The organism is Moraxella sp. (genome assembly GCF_030525845.1).
GTDB lineage: Bacteria > Pseudomonadota > Gammaproteobacteria > Pseudomonadales > Moraxellaceae > Moraxella.
The window spans coordinates 14,213-37,669 of record NZ_JAUNDY010000002.1 but is presented as its reverse complement, the minus strand read 5'-3'; the positions used below and the strand labels follow the sequence as shown (position 1 = coordinate 37,669).

23 protein-coding genes are annotated in these 23,457 nt (G+C 42.8%); 16 read left to right on the top strand and 7 right to left on the bottom strand.

Annotated features, from left to right (window positions below; genetic code table 11):
* Positions 1-55 precede the first annotated feature (55 nt).
* Positions 56-568 carry a peptide deformylase gene (def, locus tag Q4B79_RS01130; RefSeq protein WP_303084585.1) on the top strand — a complete coding sequence of 171 codons (513 nt, stop codon included), beginning with the start codon at positions 56-58 and terminating at the stop codon, positions 566-568.
* A gap of 45 nt (positions 569-613) precedes the next feature.
* Here def and Q4B79_RS01125 read toward each other — a convergent pair whose 3' ends face one another.
* Positions 614-952 (bottom strand): zinc ribbon domain-containing protein YjdM, encoded by a 339-nt coding sequence (locus Q4B79_RS01125; protein ID WP_303084584.1) that lies wholly within the window; start codon positions 950-952, stop codon positions 614-616.
* 109 nt (positions 953-1,061) lie between these two features.
* On the opposite strand from Q4B79_RS01125, the gene Q4B79_RS01120 reads away from it, so the two are divergent.
* Positions 1,062-1,769, top strand: coding sequence for a folate-binding protein YgfZ (locus Q4B79_RS01120; RefSeq protein ID WP_303084583.1), 708 nt, complete (start codon positions 1,062-1,064; stop codon positions 1,767-1,769).
* Here the strand turns inward: Q4B79_RS01120 and dtd are convergent.
* On the bottom strand, positions 1,747-2,199 hold the full coding sequence (dtd, locus tag Q4B79_RS01115; protein WP_303084582.1) for a D-aminoacyl-tRNA deacylase: 453 nt from the start codon (positions 2,197-2,199) through the stop codon (positions 1,747-1,749). The genes Q4B79_RS01120 and dtd overlap by 23 nt on opposite strands.
* A gap of 80 nt (positions 2,200-2,279) precedes the next feature.
* On the opposite strand from dtd, the gene asd reads away from it, so the two are divergent.
* Positions 2,280-3,116 (top strand): archaetidylserine decarboxylase, encoded by an 837-nt coding sequence (gene asd, locus Q4B79_RS01110; protein WP_303084581.1) that lies wholly within the window; start codon positions 2,280-2,282, stop codon positions 3,114-3,116.
* Positions 3,117-3,173: 57 nt separating this feature from the next.
* Here asd and Q4B79_RS01105 read toward each other — a convergent pair whose 3' ends face one another.
* Positions 3,174-4,220: a PD-(D/E)XK nuclease family protein gene (locus tag Q4B79_RS01105; protein ID WP_303084580.1), complete on the bottom strand. Its 1,047-nt coding sequence runs from the start codon at positions 4,218-4,220 to the stop codon at positions 3,174-3,176.
* Positions 4,221-4,345: 125 nt separating this feature from the next.
* Between Q4B79_RS01105 and guaA the strand changes: the two genes are divergently transcribed.
* Both guaA and Q4B79_RS01095 read left to right on the top strand, forming a co-directional pair.
* Entirely contained in the window at positions 4,346-5,908 is a 1,563-nt protein-coding gene (guaA, locus tag Q4B79_RS01100; RefSeq protein ID WP_303084579.1) for a glutamine-hydrolyzing GMP synthase, read from the top strand.
* A 64-nt stretch (positions 5,909-5,972) separates the two neighbouring features.
* Positions 5,973-6,380: a hypothetical protein gene (locus tag Q4B79_RS01095; RefSeq protein WP_303084578.1), complete on the top strand. Its 408-nt coding sequence runs from the start codon at positions 5,973-5,975 to the stop codon at positions 6,378-6,380.
* A gap of 746 nt (positions 6,381-7,126) precedes the next feature.
* Here the strand turns inward: Q4B79_RS01095 and ompR are convergent.
* From ompR to dnaA, 4 genes are all read right to left on the bottom strand, one after another.
* Complete coding sequence (ompR, locus tag Q4B79_RS01090) at positions 7,127-7,873, bottom strand: two-component system response regulator OmpR (RefSeq protein ID WP_303084577.1); 747 nt, start codon at positions 7,871-7,873, stop codon at positions 7,127-7,129.
* 116 nt (positions 7,874-7,989) lie between these two features.
* Positions 7,990-9,117: a DNA replication/repair protein RecF gene (locus tag Q4B79_RS01085; protein ID WP_303084576.1), complete on the bottom strand. Its 1,128-nt coding sequence runs from the start codon at positions 9,115-9,117 to the stop codon at positions 7,990-7,992.
* A 7-nt stretch (positions 9,118-9,124) separates the two neighbouring features.
* A complete protein-coding gene (gene dnaN / locus Q4B79_RS01080; protein ID WP_303084575.1) occupies positions 9,125-10,267 on the bottom strand; it encodes a DNA polymerase III subunit beta in 1,143 nt (380 codons plus the stop codon).
* Positions 10,268-10,287: 20 nt separating this feature from the next.
* Positions 10,288-11,832: a chromosomal replication initiator protein DnaA gene (gene dnaA, locus Q4B79_RS01075; RefSeq protein ID WP_303084574.1), complete on the bottom strand. Its 1,545-nt coding sequence runs from the start codon at positions 11,830-11,832 to the stop codon at positions 10,288-10,290.
* A gap of 514 nt (positions 11,833-12,346) precedes the next feature.
* On the opposite strand from dnaA, the gene rpmH reads away from it, so the two are divergent.
* The 11 genes from rpmH (at position 12,347) to rsmB (ending at position 23,428) form a co-directional block, all read left to right on the top strand.
* Positions 12,347-12,481: a 50S ribosomal protein L34 gene (gene rpmH, locus Q4B79_RS01070; protein WP_029103370.1), complete on the top strand. Its 135-nt coding sequence runs from the start codon at positions 12,347-12,349 to the stop codon at positions 12,479-12,481.
* Positions 12,482-12,533: 52 nt separating this feature from the next.
* Entirely contained in the window at positions 12,534-13,070 is a 537-nt protein-coding gene (rnpA, locus tag Q4B79_RS01065) for a ribonuclease P protein component (protein WP_303084703.1), read from the top strand.
* A 4-nt stretch (positions 13,071-13,074) separates the two neighbouring features.
* Positions 13,075-13,392, top strand: a complete 318-nt coding sequence (yidD, locus tag Q4B79_RS01060) for a membrane protein insertion efficiency factor YidD (protein ID WP_303084573.1) — start codon at positions 13,075-13,077, stop codon at positions 13,390-13,392.
* Positions 13,393-13,470: 78 nt separating this feature from the next.
* Positions 13,471-15,120 carry a membrane protein insertase YidC gene (gene yidC / locus Q4B79_RS01055; RefSeq protein WP_303084572.1) on the top strand — a complete coding sequence of 550 codons (1,650 nt, stop codon included), beginning with the start codon at positions 13,471-13,473 and terminating at the stop codon, positions 15,118-15,120.
* 588 nt (positions 15,121-15,708) lie between these two features.
* On the top strand, positions 15,709-17,157 hold the full coding sequence (gene mnmE, locus Q4B79_RS01050) for a tRNA uridine-5-carboxymethylaminomethyl(34) synthesis GTPase MnmE (protein WP_303084571.1): 1,449 nt from the start codon (positions 15,709-15,711) through the stop codon (positions 17,155-17,157).
* A 1-nt stretch (position 17,158) separates the two neighbouring features.
* Positions 17,159-17,650, top strand: a complete 492-nt coding sequence (gene nrdR / locus Q4B79_RS01045; RefSeq protein ID WP_303084570.1) for a transcriptional regulator NrdR — start codon at positions 17,159-17,161, stop codon at positions 17,648-17,650.
* A gap of 1 nt (position 17,651) precedes the next feature.
* Entirely contained in the window at positions 17,652-18,737 is a 1,086-nt protein-coding gene (gene ribD / locus Q4B79_RS01040) for a bifunctional diaminohydroxyphosphoribosylaminopyrimidine deaminase/5-amino-6-(5-phosphoribosylamino)uracil reductase RibD (RefSeq protein ID WP_303084702.1), read from the top strand.
* Between the two features lie 435 nt (positions 18,738-19,172).
* On the top strand, positions 19,173-19,832 hold the full coding sequence (locus tag Q4B79_RS01035; RefSeq protein ID WP_303084569.1) for a riboflavin synthase: 660 nt from the start codon (positions 19,173-19,175) through the stop codon (positions 19,830-19,832).
* A gap of 57 nt (positions 19,833-19,889) precedes the next feature.
* A complete protein-coding gene (locus tag Q4B79_RS01030) occupies positions 19,890-21,038 on the top strand; it encodes a DUF6348 family protein (RefSeq protein WP_303084568.1) in 1,149 nt (382 codons plus the stop codon).
* Positions 21,039-21,070: 32 nt separating this feature from the next.
* Positions 21,071-22,057, top strand: coding sequence for a methionyl-tRNA formyltransferase (gene fmt / locus Q4B79_RS01025; protein WP_303084567.1), 987 nt, complete (start codon positions 21,071-21,073; stop codon positions 22,055-22,057).
* 3 nt (positions 22,058-22,060) lie between these two features.
* The gene (rsmB, locus tag Q4B79_RS01020) at positions 22,061-23,428 is read left to right on the top strand and encodes a 16S rRNA (cytosine(967)-C(5))-methyltransferase RsmB (protein ID WP_303084566.1); all 1,368 of its coding nucleotides are present in this window, start codon (positions 22,061-22,063) and stop codon (positions 23,426-23,428) included.
* Positions 23,429-23,457: the final 29 nt, after the last annotated feature.

Here is a 23,457-nt window from a genome sequence, read left to right as displayed (position 1 = left end):
TGTCAAACTCATCATTTTGGGATATAATACCCCAAAAATAACCAGTAGAGTTTTTATGGCATTATTACCTATTTTGCACTATCCTGACCCTCGTCTGCGTATCGTGGCTGATGAGGTAACGGAAATCACCGATGAGATTAAGACGCTCATTAGCGACATGTTTGAAACCATGTACGATGCCAAAGGCATTGGGCTGGCTGCCACCCAAGTTGATAGACACATACGGGTTGTCGTCATGGACCTTGCCAAAGAAGGCGAGGAGCCTGCCCCTAAGGTGTACATCAACCCCAAAGTAACACCCCTAACAGATGAGTTAGCCCCCTACAAGGAGGGCTGTCTGTCTATCCCTGAGGTGTATGACGACATCGAAAGACCTGCTCGTGTCCTCATTGAGGCACTTGATGCTGACGGCGTGTCGTTTAGTGTGGAAGCAGATGGACTGTTGGCGGTGTGCATCCAGCATGAGCTTGACCACCTAAATGGCATCGTGTTTGTGGATTATCTCTCTCGCCTAAAACAAGACCGTGCCAGAGAAAAGGTTCGTAAGGTACTAAATAAAAAATCCTAACAAAATAAAAACCGAGCAAGTATCCCCCACTCGGTTTTTTATGTTTTAGGCTTTTTTGACCACCGATGATTTGAGTTTCATCGCCCCAAAGCCCTCTACTTTACAATCAATATCATGGTCGTCAGGTGCATCATAAATAAGGCGAATGGATTTGACTTTTGTGCCAACCTTGATGGGTGTGGACGAGCCTTTTACCTTTAAGTCTTTAACCACAGTAACGTTATCGCCGTCAGCTAGGACATTACCCACCGCATCTTTAATGACCGGCAAATCATCGGTCGCCTCGTCTGCTTGCCACTCATGGCCACACATGGGGCAAATCAAAAGGTCATTATCAGCATAAGTGTAGTTTTCGGTGCATTTCGGACAAGCTGGGTACGTCATGGCATCTTCCTGTTTAAAACCTTTATTATAGCATTTTTACAAAAAATTGGCTTGAAAAAAAGCATAAATCCCCCTATTGTGGTTTTGTATTTGCCATTTTGGAAATTTTATGAACTCATTTTTAAAAATCACTCTAAGCGGTCAAGATGCAGGTAAATTTTTACAGGGTCAACTGACCGTTGATGTCAATAAACTAACCAATAGGTGGACACCCTGTGCCATCAGCAACCTAAAAGGCAGGGTGCTGTTCGGGCTGTGGGTCGCCCACCAAGATGATGGGTTTGCACTCATTACCTCATCTGACTGTATGGAAGGGTTGGTTGCTCATTTTAAAAAATACGGTGCATTTTCTAAATTTACCCAAAGCACGCCAGCCCCCATCCACCCTACCACATCGGAGGGCATACCGACATTTAGCGAAGATGAGGCAATGGCTGATTTTGACGGCTGGGCAAAGACCTCCATACAAACAGGCAATGCATGGATAACCAAAGACACTCAAGAGTTATTTCAGCCCCAAGAGTTACGCTTACATCAGCGAGGCGGTGTCGATTATGACAAGGGATGCTATTTAGGACAAGAAATCATCGCACGGTTATACTTTAAATCCAGTCCCAAAGCATATCTACATCGCATTCTACTAACATCAGATACACCCAATAACATTCAAATCGTCAATAGCATACACACAGATGAAGGCATAGAAGCGTTGGCGATTGGCACACCTGACAACATTGCTTGCGCAGGTCAACTACTGCCTCTGCCGGAGTCATTGACAGGCGATGTAGCACGCTCTACACTTCAAGCAAAAAATTAATCGGACCATCATTGACCGCCGTTACCGCCATATTTGCCCCAAATTCGCCTGTCGCTACATGAGGATAAACCGACTTGGCATAATCCACCAGTCTATCAAACAACACTTTGGCGTCATTTGGAGGCATGGCAGGGGCGAAGTCAGGACGGCGACCTTTGTCGGTTTTTGCCATCAGGGTAAATTGCGACACCAATAAAAGCCCACCACCGACATCGGATACCGATTTGTCCATTTTACCCAGTTTATCAGGCTCGGTGGTATTTTCAAAAATGCGGTAGGTGAGGATTTTATCAATGAGCTTGCACGCTTTGTCAAAATCATCGTCCTTGCCAATGCCAATATAGGCAAGCACGCCTGTGCCAATTTCGCCAACTACTCTTTTATCCACCACCACATTGGCAGAATGTACGCGTTGAATCAGAGCTTTCATGATTATTTCCTACAAAAAATAACGCCCATTATAGCAAATATCGGTTAAAATAAAGTGTCAAATTTAGTTTGGAAAATCTTATGAACCTATTTACCCTCGCCCAAAACCTAGCTCCCCAACAAACCCTATCCGAAGTGGCAGGTTTTCTTGCCAAAAGCCAAAACCCCTATGTCAAAAAAGCCTTTGTCCACACCTTTGCCAAAGCCTATGGCATTGATTTAGCGGAGTATCAGCGGGGTAGTTTGGACGATTATGAGAGTTTTAACGACTTTTTTACTCGTGAATTAAAAGACGGCATGCGTCCGATTGATGAGACAGCGAACGGCATTGCCTGCCCTGCCGACGGCAAAATCAGCCAAATCGGAGCGATTACGCACGGTCAACTCCTCCAAGCCAAAGGGCGAGATTATGATGTGGGGCAACTTTTGGCGGATTTTGAACTGAGCAAAACGTTCACGGACGGCTCATTTGCCACGATTTACCTTGCCCCCACCAATTATCACCGTGTCCATATGCCCTTTGACGGCACATTGGTTGCCACTCGCTATGTACCGGGGACGCTGTTTTCGGTCAATAATACCACCGCCCTACATGTCCCTGATTTGTTCGCTCGTAACGAACGCTTGGTGTGTGAATTTGATACCGCTTTTGGCAAGGCGTGTGTGGTTTTGGTTGGGGCGATGATTGTGGCAGGCATTGAGTGTGTGGCGACAGGAGCCATCAAACGCACGCCCTACATTCAGCACCGCACACATGATATGGCACTCAAAAAAGGCGATGAGCTTGGGCGGTTTTATCTAGGTTCAACGGCGATTATTGTTTTGCCAAAATCGGCGGGTACCGCTTGGGGTGATGAGTTTGTGCATGGTAAATTGGTGAAAATGGGCGAGCGGATTGGGCAAATCACTACCAATTAACCCAAAAACCATTTAAAGAGAATATGGCGATATTATTCTTAACACGCCATATTCTTTTTATTTATCCGATAAAATCTGGAAAAATGCATGGTATTTATTTAGTATTGATACCACATTTTCCAAGTCAATTCTCTCATCATCTCCACCAAGCCAATCCTTTTGTTTGATTTGGGCGACCTGCATAAATTCCCCTTTGCCAAATTTGGGTTTGGTAATATGACTCAATCCTTGTTCTTTTGCGGATTTTAATAAAAATTGACTAAATTGATTACGGATTTTGGTTTGTTTGTCTTTTTCGGTAACAAAAACGCCAAAAACCAATGTCTGTTGATGTATCGCAAAAACAACAGAATAATCTTGCCATGTTGATTTTTTAAAATTCGCCGCCCAAAATCCGCCACTTGGATTAGGCACATAATCCCACCAAGACAAATGATTTAAATTATCCAAATATTCATAAAGCCCTTGCCAAGAGCGACTGTTCCAATCTTTGATTGGTAGTGATTTAAAAGACTGTGTTTTATCTTCTATGTTTTGCAAATAGGACAAATAACTGATAAAAATATCATTATCAATATTGGGATAAGAATTTAAAACTGATAAAATTTCTTGACGGTTAAAAATTTCAAACTTTATTCCCAATTCTCGTGTTTTAATGGGAATTTGATTTAAAAAGCATTTTGCTTCATTACCTGTTTTTAGATAAATGCCAATAAAATCCCAATTTTTTTCAATGGCGTGCTTGGCGTAATCGTATAATTGATTTCCATGTTCTTTGCTATTGGTTTTACTTTCTATAACAATTCTAAAATCGTCATTAATTACGATTAATATATCAATTTTTCTTCTCTTTTTCTTGATTTTGCCATCAATTAATTCATTAATTGTGAATGAATATTGGGTTTTTACATCAACAGCTTGAATGTCGATCTGAAAATCTGGACGGCATTTTTGGATAAAAGCATATAATAATTTTTGGGAAACTTCGTGCAAATCCTTAAAACCATTTTGATATTTTTTATCCGCAAAACTAAATAGCCACGCAAAAAATGCGTCTTGACTAAGCTCGCTTGGGGCGAATGAAAAGAGGTTGGGAGTGTTCATTATATCCCCCAAAAGAATAACACCAAACCATTCTACCACACCATTTAGCATTCGCCAAATCCCCCAAAAAATGCTACAATATCCCCAAATTTTACCCCAAATTCCAACTCCCAAAAGGCACAACAATGACCCAAAACATCACCACCGACCGCATTTTAATCTTAGACTTTGGTTCACAATACAGTCAGCTGATTGCTCGCCGTGTGCGTGAAGCAGGCGTCTATTCAGAAATGTACGCCTACGATATGTCAGATGATGACATCAAAGCCTTTAATCCAAAAGGCATTATCCTATCAGGTGGTCCTGAAAGCGTCCACGAACAAGGCTCACCCCGTGCCCCACAAATCGTCTTTGAACTTGGCGTGCCTGTGCTTGGTATTTGCTACGGCTTTCAAACGATGTCCGAACAATTGGGCGGAAAAGTAGAAGCAGGCGAAGTGCACGAGTTTGGCTATGCCAAAATTGATGTGGCACAAGCCGACAAACTGTTATCAGATGTACAAGATGAACACAACCAATCGCAAGTGTGGATGAGTCACGGCGACAAAGTAACCAAATTGGCGGACGGATTTGTTGTGACATCAAGCACGCCAAGCTGTCCGTATGCGTCTGCCAGCGATGAAACTCGCCACTTTTATGGCGTACAATTTCACCCAGAAGTGACCCACACCGAAAAAGGTGAAACCTTGATTTCTAACTTTGTTCACAGCATTTGTGGCTGTGGCAATGCGTGGAATTCGGACAATATCATTGAACTGCGTATCAAACAATTACAAGAACAAATTGGCGACAGTGAGGTGCTTTTGGGCTTATCAGGTGGGGTGGATTCATCGGTGGTAGCAGCGTTACTGCACCGTGCGATTGGCGATAAATTGACCTGCGTCTTTGTGGACAATGGTTTACTGCGTCTCAACGAAGGCGACCAAGTGATGAAAATGTTTAGCGATAATATGGGCATTCGTGTCATTCGTGCCAATAGCGAGAACCGCTTTTTAACCGCTTTGGCAGGCGTAACTGACCCAGAAGCCAAACGCAAAATCATCGGACGAGAATTTATTGAAGTATTTAGCGAAGAAGCCAGAAAACTAGACGGTATTAAGTTTTTGGCACAAGGCACGATTTACCCTGATGTCATCGAGTCCGCCAAATCCAAACAGGGCAAGGCACACGTGATTAAATCGCACCACAATGTCGGTGGTCTGCCTGATGATTTAGCCTTTGAATTGGTTGAGCCTTTGCGTGATTTATTCAAAGACGAAGTGCGTAAACTTGGTGTGGCGCTTGGCATTCCGCACCATATGATTTATCGTCATCCGTTCCCAGGGCCAGGTCTTGGCGTACGCATTTTGGGTGAAGTGAAAAAAGAATATGCTGATATTTTACGCTTGGCGGACGATATTTTTATGCAGGAGCTTCGTGCAAGCGGTTGGTATGATAAAACCGCCCAAGCCTTTGCCGTGTTCCAGCCTGTCAAATCAGTAGGTGTGGTTGGCGATGGCAGGCGGTATGCGTGGGTGATTGCCCTGCGTGCGGTGGAGACGGTGGACTTTATGACCGCTCGTTTTGCTCATTTGCCCTATGAACTCATTGATAAAATCTCAACCCGTATTATGAATGAAATCCGTGATGTGTCTCGTGTGGTCTATGATGTGAGTTCTAAGCCACCTGCGACGATTGAGTGGGAATAATTTGGTTTAAAATTAAAAACCGTCAATTTGTGAGAATTGGCGGTTTTGATTTAGGGTGGATTATATGAATATTGAAATAATTAACTTAGCCAAAGAAGTTGGGTTAAATCCCATTTTAATACTTATTGTTTTGGTGGTTATACCGATTTTCTTAAAAATAGAAAATTTTATTCAATCTTACGACAGTATAAAATCAAGAAAATTAAACAAAATACAGCAAGCCATAGATTATGCTGAAATGCCTGAGTTAGAAATACAGCATTTAACAGAACTAAAAATCAATGAATTATATTATCAGGCAACTGGATTAAATGTTGATACAAAAATTCGACCATTTGCACTAAAACTCATTAATGAGTTATCGCTTAATGAGCATAAAATTAATAGCATTCGTCATTATTTTGTCATCAATCAAAGTCAAATAAAACTTAATATCACAAAAGCAGAATGGTGTTTTTTTATTTATTTCTAAATGGATTTTCTTGTTATTTGCAATAATTACAGCGCTAATATTTGTTGTTTCAATAATTTTTATTCATGCAATTAAAAATAATATTGAGACATTAAATTCCATACTGCAATTATTTTTCATGTCTTTGTTTGTTGTATTAATGTATGCTGGCGAAGCAAGAAAATACACCGTATTGTGCAAAATTTATGAGAATAATCATAATATTTTTAAAAATAAAATTCCAAACGCATATTGGAAAATTGGTAGTATTATTGTATTTTTTATCATAATTGGCATTATGATTTTTGCAAGTATTTATTTCAAATTTAATGGGAGTGCAGCACAATGATTATTCAATTTAACGAAGTATTAAACGACCTATATTCCTACTTTTTATTAGCAGATATAGAGGTTTTAAAACAATATCAATAACAAAACCAATTATCCAATGTTTTGGATAATGGTTGGTATTAAATATGTTAGCAGGATTGATAAAAAAAAGAAAGGGTGTTTGAATTTTTAATTAAACCAACCAATAAATTAAAATGCACAGCAGATGTTTTTAGGTTGTTTGCTTTCCAATATCCATCACTCTTTTACAAAAAAATAAAACCCACCATCATAACTGCTATAATCCCAATCGCCATTTAATTTAATTTCATCAATTCATAAAACACATACCACACACCCTCTATTTAAGAATTAATCTTTCTGGGTGTGTGGCATCTTATGTTTGTTAATTATCAGTCAAAATGAAAGTTAAGCCATCAACTCTCCGCCCCATCAGGCACAAAGACATAACCCACACCCCACACCGTCTGAATGTAGCGAGCTTGGGACGGATTATCCTCAATGAGTCGTCTTAGGCGAGACACCTGCACGTCAATCGACCGCTCCATCGCTCCCCATTCACGTCCCCGAGCCAGATTCATGAGCTTATCACGAGTAAGTGGCTCTCGTGGGTGCTGAACCAGTGCCTTTAACACACTAAACTCACCTGTGGTAAGCGTAACCACATCGCCATCTTTTTTGAGCGTGCGAGTGGACAAATCCAAACTCCACGACCCAAACTCCACCACCTCCACCTGCTGAGTAGGGGCTCCTGGTACTTCACGGTTTTGACGGCGTAGCACCGCTTTGATGCGAGCCAGCAACTCTTTGGGGTTAAAAGGTTTTGGTAAATAGTCATCTGCCCCAGCGTCAAGCCCTGCGATGCGGTCAGTGTCTGAGCCTTTGGCAGTGAGCATGATGATTGGTGTATTGACATTGTCAGCACGCAGACGTGTGCAAATGGCAATGCCATCTTCGTCAGGCAACATCAAATCCAGTACGATGAGCGAAAACATCTCGCGTTGCATGAGTTTGTCCATCTGTTTGCCGTCATGTGCCACACGCACGGTAAACCCATCATCTTCTAAAAAACGTTGGAGCAACGCACGCAGACGTGCATCATCATCAACCACCAAAATTCGATGACTGACATTTGGATTTATGCCGATATTTTCTTCGCTCATACAAACCCCACTAAAATTAATATACTCTTAGTTTACAACATTACACAAAAAAATGTAACTGCTTTTTAAAAAATATTCCATCATCATACCAAACCTCCGATGAATTTGGCAAGACATCAATACACCAAAACCTCGCCCTGTTTCACGTGAAACGTCTTGCAGGATTTTGGAGGCTGAACAGGTGCAATCTTATTCTTGATAAATTGCACCGTCTCATCTTGGAGGCTAGTAATAAAAAGCTGACACGGTAAAGACAAAACAACCTCCAACAGCACATTTATCGCCTCATCATCCAACTCAGAATCTATATCATCAATCAGTACCACAGGTTTTTTTAAGTGAAAATCGCACATTGTTTGAAGTTGTGATAATCTAAGTGCAGTAATCAGTAATTTTTTTTCGCCACGTGATAGCACATGAACTGCTTGCCCTTTATTGGGCTTATCACTCTGTTTTAGCATAACCACCACATCAGCACGATGCGCCCCCACGCGAGTATAACCCAGCTCCATGTCCGAATGAAGTCGTGCTTCTAGCACAGATAATAGCCCCACCTCATCATCAAAACCCGCCTGATAAGCCAAATAAATATCGCCTCGATAACGTGGTAATAGCCTACCTAGCAGTTCATCGAATCTTATTTGCCACCGCTCAAATACCGCCAAACGACACTCATGCAGTCTTTGAGCATGTGCCGACAGCTGATGATTCCACGCAGACAGCTCGTGAAGTCGCCCTTGATTTTTTGCGGATTTTAACAGCGAATTACGATGTCTTAACAATCTTTGGTATGATAGCCACACTTCATAAAATTCTGGTTTCACGTGAAACACCAGCCAATCCAACATCTGTCGTCTGGCATGACTACCCTCCTCCAATACCGCCATGCCAGAGGGGTCAATCAATAGTACAGGCAGGGCATACGCTAAGGCACTTTGAGCATTAACACTTTGACCGTTTAGCTTTAAGGTCGCCTCTGACTGGCTTTGAGGGTTGAGTTTTTTTTGCAGTGCCAGCGTATCAGTCGAAGTTTTTGCCCACACCACACAAGCATCTTGTTGATGATTAATGTAATGTTTGGGTTCATGATGGCGAAAAGTCTTACCCCTAGAAAGCAAAAACACCGCTTCCAAAAGCGATGTTTTGCCACTGCCATTTTTACCAACAAACACATTACAATCGCCCAATGCCAAATTCGCATGGGTTAGATTTCTTAAGTGCGTGATTTGTAATTGGCAAATCATAAACTCATCACACTCGCATTGGCATGACGACATACTGATGATTTTGTTCGTCGCCAACTTGATAAATCAGGGTAGGGCTGGTTGGATGTACCATTTCAAGGCGAACGTCGCCTTCTAGCACATTTAGCACAGCACGCAAATAAGATTCATTAAAAGAAATCTCAATCGGCTCGCCCGTATAATTTACCACCACCTCTTCTCTGGCTTCATCTTGTTCTCGGTTGGTTGAAATCACATCCACCACATCAGATTTGGCAAAGTCAAGCAATACACCAGGCGAATCTTTGGTATTAACCACCGCCACACGGCGAAGCACCTCCACCATTTGTTCTTTATTAAAGATGGCAATTTTGTCATTATTGGTGGGTAGCACACGGCGATAATCAGGGAATTTACCCTCGATGAGGCGAGCGGTCAGATACACCATCATTTGTCCATCGAAGTTTAGGCTAACCGTCAAAAAGTCCTCATCTAGACCCAATGTTACCACATCACCATCTTGCTCGGAAATTTTTAGTAAATCCACCAAGAGCTTTTCAAGACCGATGACCGCCTTGCCTGGTATGATGACTTTAGTCGCTTCACAGCCCTCATTAAGTGTCTGATATGCCACCGCCAATCTATGTCCGTCAGTTGCCACAGCGGTTAATTTGTCGCCCTCAACCTCAAACAACAAACCTGTCAGATAATGACGCACGTCTTGGGTTGCCATCGCAAAACGAGTATGCTTAATCAGCCCAAACAAAGCCTCCTTGCCAATCTTTACCAACTTATCAGAGCGTGGCTCACCGATACTAGGATAGTCTTTTGCAGGCAGGGTACTGAGCATATATTTGCCCTTACCACTGACAATGGAGCAACGATCGCCCACCACGTGAATGTTTACCACATCGGCAGTAAGCGCCTTACAAATCCCAAAAAACTTATCGGCAGGAATGGTAACCTCGCCCGCCTCCACGCATGCCTCATCAGGCAGTGCAATGACATTGGTGAGCTCCACCTCCAAATCTGAGGCTGTCAGCGTCAAACGTGTCGGCTCCAACACCAGTTTTAAATTACCCAAAATTGTCATCTGATGATGATTATCCACCGCATCAATGATGAGGGCAATCGCTTTCATTAAAATTGCTTTATTAATGGTAAGTTTCATAAAATCTCCTTAAAAAGTTATCATGCAAATTCTAGCGTAGCAAGTAAGGCCTGATAATCTTGCTCTATCGTCAGTTCTTCTTGGCGTAGCTGGGCGATTTTTTCGCAAGCGTGCATGACTGTGGTATGATCTCGCCCACCAAAAGCCTGCCCTATCTCAGGAAAGCTATCTTGGGTCAGCTCACGCACCAGTGCCATCGCTATTTGACGTGGTCTTGCGATGTTTCTGGCACGCTTTTTACCAATCAAATCTTTGGTGGAAACTCCATAATACTCCGCCACCAAATCACGGATATTGCTGGCAGTTACCGCTCTGGCTCTGGCTTCAATGCGGTCTTTGATGGCATGACGCACCAGACTAAGCGTAATATCCCCACCAACCAACAAGGCGTTGGCACGCACCTGATTTAAAGCACCCTCTAAGCGACGCACATCAGGAGGCATGTTTTGTGCCATAAAAATCGCACAATCCTTTGGTAAATCCATGCCAAGCAAGTCCGCCTTTTTTTGCAAAATCTGCATACGCATCTCAATATCAGGCGGTTCAATGGCAAGCGATAACCCACCCTCAAACCGAGACAAAAAGCGTGTATCAAAATCCTGCATCTGAGAAGGTGGTCTGTCCGAAGCCAAAATCAGCCTTTTATCGCCTTTGGTAAACTCCCCAAAGAGCGTCATCAAAAACTGAGACACCTTAGGACCGTTTTTGTTATTAATCATATGAACATCGTCCACCACCAGCAAATCTGCCTGACAGACGTGTTTGAGTAGGGCATCAGCACCATCACCACGCAAGGCGTTAATCACCACTTTAAAAAACTGATCCTTGCCAAAATAACAGGTTAAAAACCCAGCCTTTTCATAGCGATGAGCCACCGCATGCATCAGATGCGTCTTGCCCAGACCTGATGAGCCATAAATAAAATACAAGTGCGTATCATGCTTATCAAGTTTATTATCACCCAGATTTTTGATGAGTTCTTGGCAAGCATTATAAGCCAGTGCATTTGATTTTCCCTTAACAAAATTCTCAAAAGTAAAACGCTCGTCTAGGGCTTGCCCTTCCTCAATCTTAGTAGGCTTTTTGGGGGTTTTAGGCTTAGTCTTTTTGGTAGATGTCCCATCGGCACTTCTTGGGGTCAATGGCATGACCTGTAAACGCACCCTCCGAACGGATATGTTGTTATCCGACCTGTCACATAGGCGTGCCACCACCGCACAAATCTTCTCATAATAAAAATCTTCAATACGGCGAATAAAGACATGATTGATGGCAAAAAGCACCAAATCCCCCTTGGTGATCGCAGGCTTGAGTGCCTTTAGCCACTGGTTTAACTCACTCTCCTTAACATCATGCCTTAGCTCATCAAGGCACATCTGCCAAAACTGCTGTGCCACCTCATCACGCCCAACTACCTCACTTTCATCAGACACACCATCACGCTGAGTTTTTGAAGAGGAGGTATTGACTGATGTTCGTTTTTTTGAGGCATGCATGCTACGCTCATGATTATTCGCCTCATCAACAAATAACTCATCTGTCAGCACCTCATCAAATAATGACATATTTTGCATGGTATCCTAGCCTTACATGCACACGACAAAACCGCATCAGCTCATCAAAATCATGTGCCATAACCCAAAATTTTGACATATAATAGCACAAATTTGGCTTTTTTCAAGTCAATTTTTCCTGTGGATAAGTTTGTGGATATTTTTGTGGATATGAAATTTAAAAAAAATATCAACATATTAGACACAAGTTATTAACAATATTATCAACAATATATATATATGAAAAATATAGTTTTTTATTACTTATCCACAAAATACAAAGACCATTATTATTATTGTATTTATTTAAAAATTAAATTAAAAAACAATCACCCATCGAAACTGTGGATAACTTTTTTAAAAGAATATTTCTCTTACTAAAAAAATTAATACCTTGACATTTAAATAAGTAGGCATTATAATCTGTTAGTTTTTTAGGTGGGTTCACTTGTAACAAACCTACTCAATCCAACCATCACAACAACGGCTTCTGCAGAGCCTGTGATAGAACCTTAAGGTAAACACTATGAAACGTACATTCCAACCCAGCGTTCTAAAACGCAAACGCACTCACGGTTTCCGTGCTCGTATGGCCACCAAAAATGGTCGTCAAGTTTTGGCTCGTCGCCGTGCCAAAGGTCGTCATCGTTTGACCGTGTAATCTTAGTTTGCTAAGACATAAAGCACCTATTTTGGGTGCTTTTTTGTTTTATGTGGTTTTGATTGACGAAATTATCCAAGCCTTGTATCATAGACAATTTACCCACCTTAGTATCATGACTGACCCCACTTTTTCATTTGCCAAAACAAAGCGACTGCTTGCTCCTTGTGAGTTTAAGGCGGTGTTTGATAACCCTGTTAAAAAAATCCACAGCACGCATTTTTTATTATTTGTGGCAAACACAGAGTATCCCCATGCTCGTCTTGGGCTTGCCATTACCAAGAAAAAGCTCAAAAAAGCGGTGGATAGAACTCAGCTTAAACGCCATACCCGTGAGATTTTTCGCCTAAATCAGCATGATTTGCCACCTGTTGATTGTGTGCTGATTGTTAAAAGTGGGGCATTTGTGGGTACTAAACAGCAAAAAGTGGATAAAGATACCGCTTGGGCGACCGCCAAAGCTGAGCTTGTGGATATGTTTGGCAAGTTATCCAAGCTCTCGCACACGTCTGAATCAGTATCTAAAAAATCAATCGTGCAAAATTCACTCATCACAATTTCTGATAAATCGGCAACGGGCGACAGTTAACAACATGGTGCGTTCGTTTTTATTATTCCTAATCAGAGTATACCAAAAATTCATCAGCCCCACCCTGCCCGCTCGTTGTCGTTATTATCCCACTTGCTCCGCCTACGCTCGCACCGCCTTGCACACTCATACTCTACCCCGCGCTTTGATACTCATTACCAAACGCTTGGCACGTTGTCAGCCCTTTGGGGGGAGTGGGGTGGATTTTGTGCCCGTACCGATGTATCGTTACCGTTTTGTGCTGGCGACATGGTCGCATTCTTGTGTGTTTGTGGATAACTTTTCTTATCAAAAACGTCAAAATAAACTGGCCAACCGCTAATTTTGATAAAATGTTGGGCATTTTGCCTAATTTGTTGTAAAATAGCCAATTTTGATTATAAATTTGCAAAGGCAAGCTATGCAAAAAATTTTACGGACTTTAATCATCATTGCCATGCTCATCACGTCCTATCTGCTCGTGTTGGCGTGGCGAGATGACTATACTAATAAACCAACCGTTGCCACACAGCACACAGCAACGCAAAATGCCAGCGATGTTCCTCGTACAATCAGTGGCGATGTGCCAAACATCGATGGACAGCCAAGTGATGCAGTGCAAACATCAAGCTCATCATTGATTGAGGTTGTTACTGATAGGCATTATATTAAAATCAACCCTGTGGGTGGCGATATTGTTCATGCAGAACTGAAACAATACGATGATGTTTTGGGGGGTAGTGGTTCTTTTGCACTGCTTGAAAGTGAGCATGGTCGCACTTATGTGGCTCAGTCTGGGCTTGTGGGGCAAGATGGTGTGGATACTAATCAAGGTCGTGCCACCTACCAGTTGGCTAAGACCAGCTACAAGATGGGCGATTCATCTGTGTTAGAGGTACCACTTAGCTATCAAAAAGATGGTGTAACCATCACAAAAACCTTTATTTTTAAGGCGGGTCAATACCCTATTGAGGTGGTCTATAACATCAATAATGCCTCAGAGCACACTTGGCAGGGCAACATGTATGCCCAGCTAAAACGAGATGGTTCTGCCGATCCTGGTCTTGATGATAAGGGTATGATGGGTATGGCAACCTATTTGGGTGGTGCGTGGGGTACGCCTGATAGTCCTTATAATAAATTAAAATTTAAAGAGTTTAATAGTGGCGAGCTAAAATCCACCGATAAAGATGGCTGGGTGGGTATCATTCAGCACTATTTTGTGTCAGCATGGACTCCTAATGATTTTGATGGACAATTTTATAGTCGAGAAAGTGGCGGAGAATATTTTATTGGTTTTAATAGTCCCGCCATCATCGTGCCTGCTGGCAAGCAAATCGATGTGGGTGCAACCTTGTACGCTGGACCAAAAGTACAGCACGAAATGAGAGGGGTTGCCACAGGGCTTGAACAAGCGGTGGATTATGGGGTTTTTTGGCCGATTTCCAAAACGTTGTTTGCCATACTCGATGCTCTGCATAAAGTCTTTGGCAACTGGGGCTGGGCGATTGTTGGTCTGACGTTGGTTGTTAAAATTGCCCTGTTTTGGCTATCCAACAAAAGCTACGTCTCTATGGCAAAAATGCGTGCCATTGCCCCTAAGCTTGAAGCCCTAAAAGAAAAACACGGTGATGACCGCATGGCAATGAGTCAAGCGATGATGCAACTGTATCGTGACGAAAAGGTTAATCCGATGGCGGGCTGTTTGCCAATCTTGCTCCAAATGCCGATTTTCTTGGGGCTGTATTGGTGCTTGGTGGAGTCGGTAGAACTACGCCACGCTCCGTGGATTTTGTGGATTAAGGATTTGTCAGCGATGGACCCATGGTTTATCTTGCCAATCATCATGATGGCGACCATGTATTTCCAACAGCTCCTAAACCCACAACCGACTGACCCCATGCAAGCCAAAATGATGAAAATCATGCCACTTATTTTTGGGGTATTTATGCTGTTTTTCCCTGCTGGCTTGGTGTTGTATTGGACGGTCAACAACCTGTTTAGCATGGCTCATCAGCAGTTTGTTAATAAAAAAGTCGAAAAAGAATATCAAGCAAAACAAACGGCTTGATAGCGAAATAAAAAGGGCGTATTTTAGGATACGCTCTTTTTTGTTGCTAAAAACTGGTATTGTAATCAAGATGCACAGTTGTTTTATTTGTTGGTGGGTGGAATTGTTGCGTTTAGCGTGTCTTATTATGATATTTTGGCTAATGCTTTTTATGTTTGGATATATCAACATTGTTTAACCTGAGAGCCGTACTCAATCAGCAGATTCCTTAAAAATCAATGATATTGCGCGAATCACGATTGCCGCACAACAGCCGATTTGCGCCACCACTTACGCGGAAAATCAGGCAACTGGCGCGTTTATTTTGATTGACGAAGCGACAAATCACACGGTGGCGGCAGGCATGATTTCGGGCGAAGATGTGTTGGATACGTTTGAAATTTGATGATTTTTTGAAAATAAAAAACACCGTTTAATCAGTAGATTAAGCGGTGTTTTTATTAACTTATTGCTCTGTTTTTAAAATAAAATCAGATTGCCAAGCTGTGGGTTATCTTACGGCGCAACTGCTTTGATTTCCCTTAAATTTCATAGCCATTTTTCTTGAATTATGCTAAGATGAACAATTTAATTTGCTAAATTTCGATAATGACAACCGTTTATCATTCGTCCAATTCTACCACCATCTGTGCCATTGCCACACCCATCGGAGCAGGTGGGGTGGGTGTGATTCGCTTATCTGGGGCAAAGGCGTATGACATTGGCTGTGCCATCTCGGGTAAATCCACCCTAACCCCCCGCCACGCCCATTTTGCCAAATTCAAAGACGCACACGGGGCGACCATTGATGAGGGGGTGCTGATTTATTTTAACGCTCCCCATTCGTTTACGGGCGAAGACGTGGTGGAACTGCAAGGGCATGGCGGTATGGTGCTACAAAACTTGCTCCTTGCTCGCTGTTTTGAGCTTGGGGCAAGGCAAGCCACCGCTGGCGAATTTTCTATGCGGGCGTTTGACAATGATAAGATTGATTTGGTGCAAGCCGAAGCCATCGCTGATGCCATTAGTGCCACCAGCGTCGCCCAAGCCACGAGTGCCATTCGTTCGTTGTCTGGGGAATTTTCAAATAAAATCAATGAGTTATCCGAAAAAATTACCACCATTCGTCTATATGTGGAAGCAAGCATTGATTTTCCTGATGAGGAAGACGTAGAGTTTTTGTCCGATGGCGTGATTGAGGGTAAATTAAGCGCCATTTTAACCCAAATTGACGATATTTTAGCCACCGCCAAACAAGGGCAATTGCTCCGAGATGGTGTACAAGTCGTGCTGGCAGGTCGCCCCAATGCAGGCAAATCCAGCCTGCTAAACCGCCTAGCAGGGGTTGAGCGAGCCATTGTAACTGACGTGGCAGGGACGACACGAGATACCTTGTCCGAGACGCTGACACTTGATGGCTTGACCGTGCATTTGACCGATACGGCAGGGCTACGAGCGACCGATGATAAGGTGGAGCAGATTGGCATTAACCGAGCCAAAAGTGCGATGAGACAGGCGGACATTTTGCTCTTTGTCTATGATGTGGGTGTGGAAAAAGCCCCATTTGACCTTGCCAAAGAGCTGTTTGCTGACATCATTAGTGAGATTGGTGTGGAAAATTTTGAGCGTAAACTTGTCATGGTTGCTAACAAATCCGATTTGCTTGATGATGTTTCACGTGAAACCATGACCCCAATGACCAACGTCAATCATCATGACACGCCCAATGTTCCACGTGAAACATTGACGCTTGCCAATGTCTTTGTATCGTGTAAATCAGGCGATGGCATTGGCGAGCTTGTGGCATTGCTCAAAGATAAAGTGGGTTTTCACCCCCCAGAGAATAGCCTAATCGCCCGTACTCGCCACATTGATGCTCTAAGGCGTGCCAAAGCCCACACCCAAGAGGCTTATGAGCAATTAACCATTTATCAAGCGGGCGAATTGGTGGCGGAGAGTTTGAGGCTTTCGCAAATGGCGCTTGGCGAAATTACGGGGCAGATGAGTGCTGATGAACTCTTGGGGCGGATTTTTTCAAGTTTTTGTATTGGGAAATAAGATGTATTGTCCGTTTTGTAATGCTGGGGATACCAAAGTGATTGACAGTCGTTTGGCTGCCGAAGGCTCGCAGGTTCGCCGTCGCCGTCAATGCACCGAGTGTGGGGAACGCTTTACCACCTTTGAAGTGATGGAAGTGGTCATGCCTCGCATTATCAAAAGCAACGGCTTGCGTGAGCCTTATGACTATAACAAACTTCGCCGTTCGATGGCACTGCCCCTACAAAAACGCCCTGTGAGCATTGACGAGATTGATGCTATTGTCCACCGCATTGAACAGCGTCTGCGTCAAACTGGCGAGCGAGAAGTATCCAGCAAAATGGTCGGTGAGATTGTCATGGCGGAGCTCAAAGCCATTGATGATGTGGCGTATGTACGGTTTGCCAGCGTGTACCGAGATTTTCAGGACATTGAAGCCTTTAAGGCGGAACTTGAAAATTTTGCCCCCAAGGTTTGTTCTACTACTGATGACAAGGAGGTGGTCAATGAATGACATGCTTTGCGATGAGGTCAAGGCTCAATTAAGCCCCAGTTTGCCAGACGATGAAAAATTTATGGCAATGGCAATCAGCGAAGCGAGGCTTGGCGAATTTACCACCCGCCCCAATCCGTGTGTGGGCTGTGTGATTGTCAAGGACGGTGTGGTGATTGGCAAGGGCTTTCATCCTAAGGTAGGCTTTCCCCACGCCGAAATTTTTGCCCTAAATGATGTGGCAAGTGCCAATGATGTCAAAGGGGCGACCGCCTATGTTACCTTAGAGCCGTGTAGTCATTTTGGACGCACGCCCCCCTGTGCGGGCGCCTTGATAGAAAGCTGTGTGGCTCGGGTAGTCATCGCCAATCTTGACCCCAATCCTAAGGTGGCGGGCAAAGGCATGGCAATGCTCCTAAACGCAGGGATTGCCGTATCGGTGGGCATATGCGAGAGCGAAGCCAAAGCCTTAAACGAAGGCTTTTTAAAGGCAATGGCGACAGGCTTGCCCTTTGTACGGCTGAAATTGGGCGTGAGTTTGGACGGCAAAGTGGCAATGGCAAGTGGCGAGTCCAAATGGATAACCAGCGAGACTTCACGAGCCGATGTACAGCGTCTGCGAGCCAAATCAGGGGCGATTATCACAGGCTCTGGCACGATTGTGGCGGACAACCCAAGTCTGACCGTGCGTTTGCCTGATGTAGAGCTTGCCAACATTGGCACAACCGCCATCCCACAGCCTAAAATCGTGGTGGTGGACAGAACAGGCAAAACAGCAAATGCCAATACAAAGAACGGTTATCAAGTTTTTCACGATAATAACACCCTAGTTTGGCAAGACGATTTGCACAGCCTTTTAACAACATTGGTGGCGGATTATGGCTGTTATGATGTCTTGGTGGAGGCAGGGGCAACGCTTGCCACAAGTTTTTTAAATCAAAACTTGGTGGATGAGCTGATTGTTTATCAAGCCCCGTGTTTGCTTGGGGTGAATAGTAAGCCGATGTTTGTGGGTGAATTTGATTTATTAAAAGACAAATTAAATTTTGTATTAAAAGAAGTGGTACAATTGGGGCAAGATGTGCGATTGACTTTAACGCCCATATAGTCTGCCAAATTTGTGATAATACTGCGCCAAACTCGCTTGTAGTACTATTTGTACAACATCGCTCGTTTTCCTTGTCTTATTGCAAATTTGTTTGACTATAAAATCTTGCGTGATTATTGCAAATAAGTTATCCACAGCCCAACCTCATAAAAATTAGCCAATCATTTTGCCCAACCATGTTCCACGTGAAACTGTGGAAAACTTTTAAAAATCCTGTGGATAATTCTGTGGATAACCATAAAGTTCCATGTGAAACACTTGATATGACTACGTTCCACGTGAAACCTATTTTTGGGTGAATTGTTCCACATGGAACATGGTTGGGGTGTGGATAAGTTGCTGATTGGGCGGTGGATTGGGGTTAAGTTGTCAAGTTATCCACAGCTTGCTGATGAGTGATTTTTATATATTTAACACGTTAAAATAGGAAAATTGATGTTTACAGGTATCATAGAAGTAACAGGCACACTCACCGCCATTACACCCACAGGGGGCGATATTCGGCTGACCATACACGCTCCCAAGATGGATTTTGGTGATGTCAAATTGGGCGACTCGATTGCGTCTAATGGCATTTGTTTGACCGTTGTCGCCATTGATGGCGATAGTTATGCGGTTGATGTTTCACGTGAAACATTGTCTATTTCGGCATTGAACGCATGGAAAGTGGGTGATACATTAAACCTAGAAAAAGCCATGCTCCCCACCACCCGTTTTGGCGGACATATCGTGGCGGGGCATGTGGACGGTGTGGGCAAAATCGCCAAAATCGCCAAAGACGCCCGTTCGGTCTATATAGAAGTCGCCATACCGCCCGAGCTGATGAAATATACCGCCGACAAAGGCTCAATCACGGTGGACGGCATCAGTTTGACCACCAACCGCATCAAACCGTCTGATAACATCGTTTGTCTTAACATCATTCCCCACACCGCTGAGATGACCAACATCGCACGTCATTGGACGGTGGGACGAATGGTCAACATTGAAGTGGATTTGGTCGCTCGTTATTTGGAGCGGTTGTTATTAGGGCAAAAAGATGAGCCAAAAAGCAACATTACAATGGAATTTTTGGCGAAAAGTGGGTTTGTTTAGTAAAATTATTGATAAAAACACTTGTCATAACCGACAAAACAAAGTAGAGGATTGGTGATGGAAAATGCTCAAATAACCGCCACTAAACTGATTGCCGAACTCTTTATCAATCACGGCGTAGAAGTGGCACAACAAGGCAATGTTATTGATTTTATTCATAAAAATATGAATATGCAAGTCAATTGCTTTTTGCACGACCATAACAATCAAAGTCAATCCATGCAATTAGATGTGGTGCTACATTATGGTATTAAGCCTATCATAGAATCGTTTAGCGGTTTGGGCGATGATAAAATGGCTATGGTAGAGAATGCTGTACAAAATTTTACCGTGAGTACATTTCATACCTTGTTATCAGTATTTTTTAGTGATGAATTTGACAATCAGGTAGAAAAAGAAAGATGGCAAATTGGCGGACGGCAATTTGAAATGACGATTGGTGGCATTATCAGTCGTGGCGAAGTCCCAAAAACGCTTGGCACGGCTTGGTTTGATGAATATCAAAAGGAAGTGCAAAAGTTGCCTTTATCGGACGGTGTGCATTGGCTAAGATTGTATTATGGTCAAGCTGACAAGCAAGCGATTGCTTATGAAGCCTTGCTGGATAATGAGCATTGCCAAGAAATTATGCCACTTGTGGAAAATTTTTCTTGGCAAACATCGGAGAATTTTTATTCTATACGAGTGTTTTTGGTGGCAAAACACGGCATTGATTTTGGGCGAGTGGCGTATTTGATTGCCAATGCAGACGAGCCACATCAAGCAATAGAGCCTTTAAAGCAATTAGGACTTAGCGAATTGGAAGCTCAAAAGGCTGTTGTATTTATCCCAGAGGCGTTTAGTATGGTGCTGATGAGACAGATTGGCGTGCAGGGCGATTTTCCAACCAAAGCCCAAGCAATCAATGATACTGAGCAAACTATTGAGATTGACCTAAGTCAAGAGATTATTTTTCAAAAGGCTTTACATTTGGCTCAATCTTTGTGGGAGCAAGGCTATCAAGAAAGTATACAACAACTTGCCTTGATTGGGGCTGGCATTAAAATATTGGACAGATTTTTGGCAGATGATGACAGTCATCAGCCAGAGCAGTTGCATTTTGATGATATTGCGACTTTGTTTTATATCGGTAGCTTGACAGCACCGACCACAGCACAACCCATCCTAGAAGCCAAAAAATCTAAGCCTTTTTGGAAATTTTGGTAAATGCTAAGTTTTGGTAAGCATTAAAAGGAAAAATGATGACTGATAGATTGAGAGTGATTTTCGCAGGCACGCCTGATTTTGCCAAAGTCGCCCTACAAGCCTTGATTGATAAGGCGGACGAGCTAAATTTTGAGATTGTGGCGGTCTATACTCAGCCCGACCGCAAGGCAGGGCGTGGGCAAAAATTGACCGCAAGCCCTGTCAAAGAATTGGCAATCGCCCACAATATCCCTGTGCAGCAGCCCGAAAGTTTTAGTTTAAAACACGAAAATGGCAAGGTTTCACGTGAAACATTGGCAAACTACCGCCCCGATGTGATGATAGTCTGTGCCTACGGCTTGATTTTACCGCTTGGCGTGCTAAATACCCCGACTTTTGGCTGTCTGAACATTCACGGTTCGCTACTTCCCAGATGGCGGGGGGCAGCTCCGATTCATCGGGCGATTTTGGCAGGCGATGACGAGACAGGCATTACCATTATGCAAATGGCACAGGGGCTGGACACGGGCGATATGCTCTATAAAATCGCCTGTTCAATCAATGACACCGACACCACGCAAACCCTACACGACAAGTTAGCCGAGCTTGGCGGACAGGCGATGATAACAGTGTTAAAAGATTTACAAAATTATCAAGCAAATGCCGAAAAACAAGACGAGTCGCTTGCCAATTACGCCCAAAAAATCAGCACCGATGAAGGGCAAATTGATTGGAATCATAGTGCCAATCATATCAACCGTCAAATCCGTGCGTTAAATGCTTATACGGTGCTGGGTGGCGAACGCATTAAAATTTTGGAATGTTTGCCGATTAAATCCGACCAAATCACTAAGGAGCGAGCAGGTAAAGTCATTAGCGTGGGTAAAAAGGCGATTTTAATTGCCTGTGGAGCAGATGAGAATGGGCAACAGCATTTAATTAACATTACCAAAATGCAATGGGCAGGGGGTAAGCCTTTAACTGCCGAACAAATTGCGGTGGGTGATAAATTAAAAGACGGCGAGCAATTAGGCGAATAACTGATGAATAAAAAAAGCGTACGAGCTAATATTATCTTAACCCTTGAAAAAATTCACGGTGGGCAATCATTGTCGGTATTATTAGATATCTTATTAAATAACCTTGCCGATAATGAAAAAGCCTTTGCTCACGAATTATTACTTGGTACTTTAAGGCAATGGCACGCCCTAAATCGCATTGGCGAAAGTTTGATTAAAGACACGCCAAGTGATGTTGCTATTATTTGTACGCTTAATATGGGCTTATATGAGCTTTTGTATATGAATACGCCTGATTATGCGGTCATTAACGAAACCTTAAATGCTCTAAAAAGCTTGGATAAATCCTATGGCGCGGGCTTGATTAACGCCATATTGCGAAAAGTCGCTAACAATAAAGACAAATTTCTCAAAAAAGTTAATAAAAATCATAGCCTACCCAATTGGCTTGCCAAACAATTAAAACACGATTGGGCGGAATATTATGAAACCTTAGGGCAAACATTAAGACAACCTGCACCGATATTTTTACGCCTCAATGCTAAATTCTGCACCCTTTGTGAATACAGTCAGCTTTTAAATGATAATCATATCAATCATAATGTGGTTAAATTGGGATTTTCTGACAAACAGACCATTCAATTATTGGATAATGTTAAAATTCCTAATTTGCCTAAATTTAAAGACGGCTTTGTCAGCGTTCAAGATAAAAACGCTCAATTAAGTGGCTATTTGTTAGATGAAGTGTTGAGCAAAAAGTTATTTAATGAATTAGAAGTTAATAATAAACCAATTAGCATATTAGACGCTTGCTGTGCCCCTGCGGGTAAAACCGCTCATTTATTAGAAATTTTTGCCACTTATGATAAAAATAGTAGCCAAGATTTTATTTTAACGGCAATGGACAATGATAGTGAGCGGTTGGCACGAGTGCCTGATAATTTAAATCGCTTGCAGTTATTAAATGATAAAGTTAAAATTGTCTGTAATGACGCTTGCACTTTTAAGGCGGATACGCCTTTTGATGTGATATTATTAGATGCACCGTGTACCGCTACGGGCGTGATTCGCCGTCACCCTGATATTGGGCTACTTCGTAGCGAAAATGATGTGGTGCAAACGGTCAAATTACAAGAGAATATTTTAAATAACCTTTGGCAGAATTTGACGGTGGGTGGTTATTTGTTATATGTAACTTGTTCGTTATTAAAAGACGAAAATGAAAATCAGCTGATCGGTTTTTTAAAGTCTCATCATAATGCCAAAGCGGTAGAGTTTGAATTAACCCTGCCCAATCAGATTAAACGGGAAATTGGGTATCAATGTTTGCCATTAAATAACGATGATGGCGATGGGTTTTATTATGCGTTGTTGCAAAAAAATAACGGTTAATTAAATAAGTAAATTTTAACGGTGTGTTA